The organism is Streptomyces sp. NPDC005728, from assembly GCF_040630895.1.
Taxonomy (GTDB): Bacteria; Actinomycetota; Actinomycetes; order Streptomycetales; family Streptomycetaceae; genus Streptomyces.
Genome location: NZ_JBEXYL010000222.1, coordinates 1 through 5,143 on the forward strand (window position 1 = coordinate 1; position 5,143 = coordinate 5,143).

Annotated in this window: 6 protein-coding genes; 2 read left to right on the top strand and 4 right to left on the bottom strand. The window is 69.2% G+C overall.

Annotation, left to right across the window (positions count from 1 at the left end; translation table 11 throughout):
* Window positions 1–96: 96 nt before the first annotated feature.
* On the bottom strand, window positions 97–360 hold the full coding sequence (locus ABZ471_RS47595; protein ID WP_359075392.1) for a hypothetical protein: 264 nt from the start codon (window positions 358–360) through the stop codon (window positions 97–99).
* A 408-nt stretch (window positions 361–768) separates the two neighbouring features.
* Here ABZ471_RS47595 and ABZ471_RS47600 point away from each other — a divergent pair, with 408 nt between their 5' ends.
* Together ABZ471_RS47600 and ABZ471_RS47605 are read left to right on the top strand one after the other, a co-directional pair.
* Window positions 769–1,524, top strand: a complete 756-nt coding sequence (locus ABZ471_RS47600) for a hypothetical protein (protein WP_359075393.1) — start codon at window positions 769–771, stop codon at window positions 1,522–1,524.
* A gap of 151 nt (window positions 1,525–1,675) precedes the next feature.
* A complete protein-coding gene (locus tag ABZ471_RS47605) occupies window positions 1,676–2,278 on the top strand; it encodes a hypothetical protein (protein ID WP_359075394.1) in 603 nt (200 codons plus the stop codon).
* Between the two features lie 682 nt (window positions 2,279–2,960).
* On the opposite strand, the gene ABZ471_RS47610 is transcribed toward ABZ471_RS47605, so the two are convergent.
* The 3 genes from ABZ471_RS47610 to ABZ471_RS47620 are packed head-to-tail and all read right to left on the bottom strand — an operon-like array spanning window position 2,961 to window position 4,935.
* Window positions 2,961–3,320: a pentapeptide repeat-containing protein gene (locus tag ABZ471_RS47610; protein ID WP_359075395.1), complete on the bottom strand. Its 360-nt coding sequence runs from the start codon at window positions 3,318–3,320 to the stop codon at window positions 2,961–2,963.
* A gap of 21 nt (window positions 3,321–3,341) precedes the next feature.
* Window positions 3,342–3,665 (bottom strand): hypothetical protein, encoded by a 324-nt coding sequence (locus tag ABZ471_RS47615; protein WP_359075396.1) that lies wholly within the window; start codon window positions 3,663–3,665, stop codon window positions 3,342–3,344.
* Window positions 3,666–3,678: 13 nt separating this feature from the next.
* Entirely contained in the window at window positions 3,679–4,935 is a 1,257-nt protein-coding gene (locus tag ABZ471_RS47620; protein WP_359075397.1) for an IS256 family transposase, read from the bottom strand.
* Window positions 4,936–5,143: the final 208 nt, after the last annotated feature.

Genomic DNA, 5,143 nt, shown 5'->3' on the forward strand with positions numbered 1-5,143 from the left:
CTGGTCGGCCCAGGTCCGCCCCGGGGTGAGCCGCCCGGCCGACTCGGACAGCACCACGCTCAGACCCGCGGGCCGCAACCGTTCAAGCGGGCAGGCTCAGACGGCGTCCGGATCAACGCCCTGCGCTCGCGCGAGAGCGAACAGAACTCGTTCGATCGTGTCCAGACGCTGGGCGATCGACCGGTCTCCCGGCGCGCCGACGGCGTTGGCGAGCGAGTCGATGTTCCCGAACGCCGTGCGCTGCTGGTCACGGATCGTCGTCAGCTGCTCACTGTGCTCGGCCAGGGTCCGCCCGGTGCGGAATGCCTCCGCCTCCAGGTCCCGCAGCCGCGCATCGTGCGTCGGAGTCTCATTCGCCATACCCACCATCCTGACAGACCCGGAGCGCCGGGCAGCCGGCGCCGGCCACCCCACGCTCGGCCGGGCGGGAGTGGGATTCCCATCAGCCGGGAGTAGAAGGGCCCATACGCCGCTCAAAGTGGATCTGGGTGAACACCGCGACCTTGGCCCGCAGGACTCCTCGCACACCTCTACCTGCACGCCACCACGATCAACGCGGCCATCGCCGCCCTCATCCGCGACGCCGGCAACCACACACTCAGCGTCCGCGACCGCGTCCGCGCCCTGCGCACCGAACACCCGCCCTGCGGCCAGCGGCCGCGGAGGTGTACCTGTCGCGCGCGAGCCTGCGCCAGCTCGCCGACCTGGTCCGCCGCCCGGTCGACCAGCTGGCCCCGCGCACTGCCCCACCTGCGCACCGGGCACCTTATGGAAGACGACACGCACCAGGTGCGCAGCACGGTGTGGCCGCGCGGCGCCGGGCAGACGCCGCTGACCGGCTGCCCGCTGTGCGCGGAAGAAGGCGCCTGGCTGATCTCATTCGGACGCAGGTGGACACCGTGCGGGTGCGGTCGCCGCTGGCTGGTCGGCGACCATGGCGGCTACCTCGTCGACACCACGCCCCTGCCGGAGCTGGCCCGCGCGCTGCTGCGGCACCGGGCCCTCGTGCACCGGCTGGGCCCGGCAGGCGACGCGCTCGTCGTGGACGCCCACCAGGTCGCGCTGTGGTGGTGGGTCCACCGCCGTCAGGTCGGCGGCGCTGCTTGGCGGAGCAGGGAAGACGCCCTCGGCATGCCCAAGGGCCGCCGGAAGACCGCCCCCGCAGTCGTCTACCCCGAGACCGTCGCGCTCGCAGAGGCCATGCGGACGTGGGAGCAGCGCCGGCACCACCCTGGGGCCGAGCCGCGGGCCTGGGTCGAGCAGGTCGCCGGGCAACTTCAGGTGCCCGGCCTGGAGCAGGGGCTTGGGCCTCGGGGCGAGGGTGTACCGCTCGCCCGCTGGCTGGCTGGCTGGCTGGCTGGCTGGCTGGCTGGCTGGCCCACCACACCACCACAGGACCTGTGCGCGGCACTCCGGCGGCTGGGGTCTGGAAGGGTGCCGGCGCGCAAGAGCGTTGGGCCCGGCTATCCGACGGCCACCGCCGCCCCGCCGAACGCGGACTGTTCCAGGCCGGATCCTGCCTGACCTGGGCCTACGGAAAGCCCCTCACATCCGACGAGGGCTGACCCCGCTGGGGCGGCACGGCCCCTCCTGCCACTGGGTACATCGACCCGCGCTCGGCGGGTGTGGATCCGATACGGCGCATGATGCTCCTTGCAGTGCCAGGATCGGTGCTATGGGCACCGAGACGGACTGGGTGTACCGGGTGCTCGAGCCGCACGGCTCGGACGGATGGCGCCCCTACGGCACCGACCCCGAACGGTGGCGGGGCACGATCACCGCCGACGATTCGAGCGAGGGCCCCCAGTACGCCCTCTCCCTCGTCGTCGCCGACCTGATGACCGAGTGGAAGGCGCGCGGCCTTCACCGGGCGAAGCACGTGCGCATCTTCCTCTGGCGCGACGAGGAGGGCGACCACGAGGACGCCGACGCCATCGTGGAGGTCAGGCCGAGCATCCACACTGAGTTACCGTCGAGCGGCCGAGTCCACGCACGGTCGGGATACCGGCCGGGCGAAGAACAGATGAATCAAAGGGCGGCGAGGCGGGACCCCGTCACCACTGCGAACCGGCTCCGCACCCCGCGCCATGGCGACCTGCGCAACCTCGCCATCGGCGCCCTTCGCCTCGCCAGGAAGAGCAGCGCCGCCGACCTCCGCCACAACGCCCGCGACGCCAGCCGACCGATCGCCCTCCTCGATCTGACCGGTCCACGCCTGGCAGGCCTGGAAGGAGGCCACCAGTGGCGTTGCCGCGCGAGTCGAGCCGCTGCCCGATGAACCGCCCGGGCGCAGAAGAGGCCGGACGGCCCGCTGGTGAGCGTTCTACCGGTCCGATCAGGGGACGTCCCGCCGGGGCGGAACGCGCCCGCGCAGCTCCCGGTCGGCCAGGGGCATGGCCGTCCTCGCATGCTGGTAACAGTTGAACTCGATCACCTCGATCGCCCAGCTCCTCGGCGTCAGCCCCGGCACCCTCTGTGCGACATTCGGCGAGTTCCTGCTGGCGCTTTCCCAGCCGCATCGGAGGCTGACTCCCGGTCGTCGTCAGGACTCCGTGAGGTACCACTCGGGAGGAAGGATCAGCCCGTCGGGCAGGGGCTGACCGGGCGCCGGCGCAAGACCCGATGGCGGTCGCCCCCTCGCAGTCGAGAGGTCGACCGTGGCGCCGGAGAAGAGGTGCCGGTAAGAACCGTGTCACCGATCCTGCTGGCCTATTCGGCCCTGGCATCCCAGCTCGGACACCATGGGACAACTAACCGGCCGGTAGCTGGGGCGGAACCAGACACCACGACCATCGTGAGCCGACTGCGGAAATGGGTACAGGGCCCGGCGTCCCTGTACCGTCCTAGTCCTGGGCACACGCGGTGGCGTCGGTGGGGGCTTCCTCTTCGGTGAGGTGCGGTGAAGCCTGCGGTGGAGGCCTGGCCTTCGAGGGCTTCCTAGCCTTCTTCCACTTTTGGCGTCACCCTCCCGAGTCAGTTGGCGGGAAAGGTCCCCAGTTCTGTGGGGCGCCTGTCACGTCCTCGAAGTCGACCGTGCCGCCGCTGTACACCGCGTCGATGAAGGTAACCGTGCCTCCGCTGAACTTCGCGCGGCCGAAGTCGACGCTGCCTCCGCTGAACTTCGCGCCGGTGAAGTCGACGCTGCCTCTGCTGAACTTCGCGCCAATGAAGGTAACCGTGCCTCCGCTGAACTCCGCGTCGATGAAGGTAACCGTGCCTCCGCTGAACTTCGCGCCGGTGAAGTCGACGCTGGCTCCACTGAACTTCGCGCCGCGGAAGTCGACTCTGCCTCCGCTGAAGTTCGCGCGAGCAATTGTCAAAAGCTGTGGATCAGTACCCGTTCACCATGACTCGTGCTTCAGGTGGACAAGCCCTTCGATGGCGACCATCTGTGCCCGCAGTGCGGGGTTGGGGGCTGGAGTGGTCGTCAGCAGCAATACCTGAATCGTCGGGTGCTCGGTGACGTAGAGGTCGTCTTCACCGTCGTCGCCGGGAATCGGGTTGGGCTGGATCTCGATCTCGCCGTCGGGACTGTCCGCGCGGTGGTAGATCCCCCGGTAGTAGCTGTCGCGCTCGGTGAAGACCAGCCCGAGGCAGCTGCCGGCGAGGCGAACAAGCTCGCTGGCAGTGTGGCTGCTGGTGCCGTAGATGTTGTAGTCGGTCATGGTGCACCAGACCTTATGCCGCGAAGGTCTCGGGGCGTTCGACCAGGTGGCCGCGTTCGAAGCGGGCTCCGGCCCGGACGAGGGCAACGAGGTGGGGTGCGTTGACGGCTCGCCAGCGGATCTGGGCGGACTCGACCAGCTTGAAGACCATCGCCAAGGCGGCCGCTCGGGAGCCGGCCCCCTTGGTGACCTTCGTCCGCAGCCGCACCGTGGCAAACGTCGACTCGATCGGATTCGTGGTCCGCAAATGGATCCAGTGCTCGGCGGGAAACTCGTAGAACGCCAGCAGCTCGCCCTCGTCGTCGGTGATCTTCTTGACGGCCTTGGGGAACTTCGCCCCGTACTGCTTGGCAAACGCCTTGACCGCGGCGGCCGCGTGCTCGCGGTCCTCGGCGTTGTAGATGTCCTGGATGGCCTTCTTCGCCGCGGGCTGGGCCGACTTCGGCAGGCTGTCGAGGCAGTTGGCTGTCTTATGAACCCAGCACCTCTGGTGGCGGGTTTCCGGGAACACCTCATTCAGTGCGTTCCAGAAGCCGAGAGCGCCATCGCCGACGGCGAGGACGGGAGCACGCATCCCGCGCCGCTGGCAGTCCCGCAGCAGGTTCGCCCACGACTCCGAGGACTCGCGGTAGCCGTCCGCCATCGCGATCAGCTCCTTCGTGCCGTCCGCCCGAACGCCCATCACGACCAAAACCGCGGCCTTCGCTTCCTCCAGGCGGATGCGCAGGTGGATGCCGTCGGCCCAGATGTAGACGTAGTCGGTGGCGGACAGGTCGCGCTCGCCGAACGCCTGGTGATCGGCTTGCCACTGGGTGGTCAGCCTGGTCACCGTGGCCGGAGACAGGCCAGCTGAGGAACCGAGGAACTGCTCGAGCGCGGGCACGAAATCACCCGACGACAGGCCGTGGAGGTAGAGCAGCGGCAGCACCTCGCTGATCTTCGGGGACTTCCGGGCCCAGGGCGGCAGGATCGCCGAGGAGAACCGCTTGCGCTCTCCGGTCGCCTCATCGATGCGCTTGTCATTCACGCGCGGAGCCTTGACCTCGACTGTCCCGGCCGCGGTGGTCACCGCACGGGGCTGGTGATAGCCGTTGCGGACCACCAGGCGACGGCCCGCATCGTCCCGCTGGTCGGCCAACTCGGCTATATACGTGTTGACTTCGGCCTCCAGTGCGGCGGCCAGCATCCGCCTCGCACCCTCCCGGACGATCTCGTCGATGACCGAGGAGCCGTTGGCGGTGGTGCCGTCGGCGTTGACTACGCTGAGCACGGGCGTGCCTTCCCGACCGGTGTTCGCAGCACCGGCCTACTCGATGACCATCAATCGATCACTCGGGAAGGTACGCCCTTCGCGTTCAGCCCAAGGTCGATCCACAGGTCTTGAGCATTGCTCGCGGCCTGGCCGAGACAGCCTGGAAGGAAGTCGCCGCGCACAGCGCCTGCTGGGCCACAATCGGCCCGCCGGTGTCCGAGGGAAG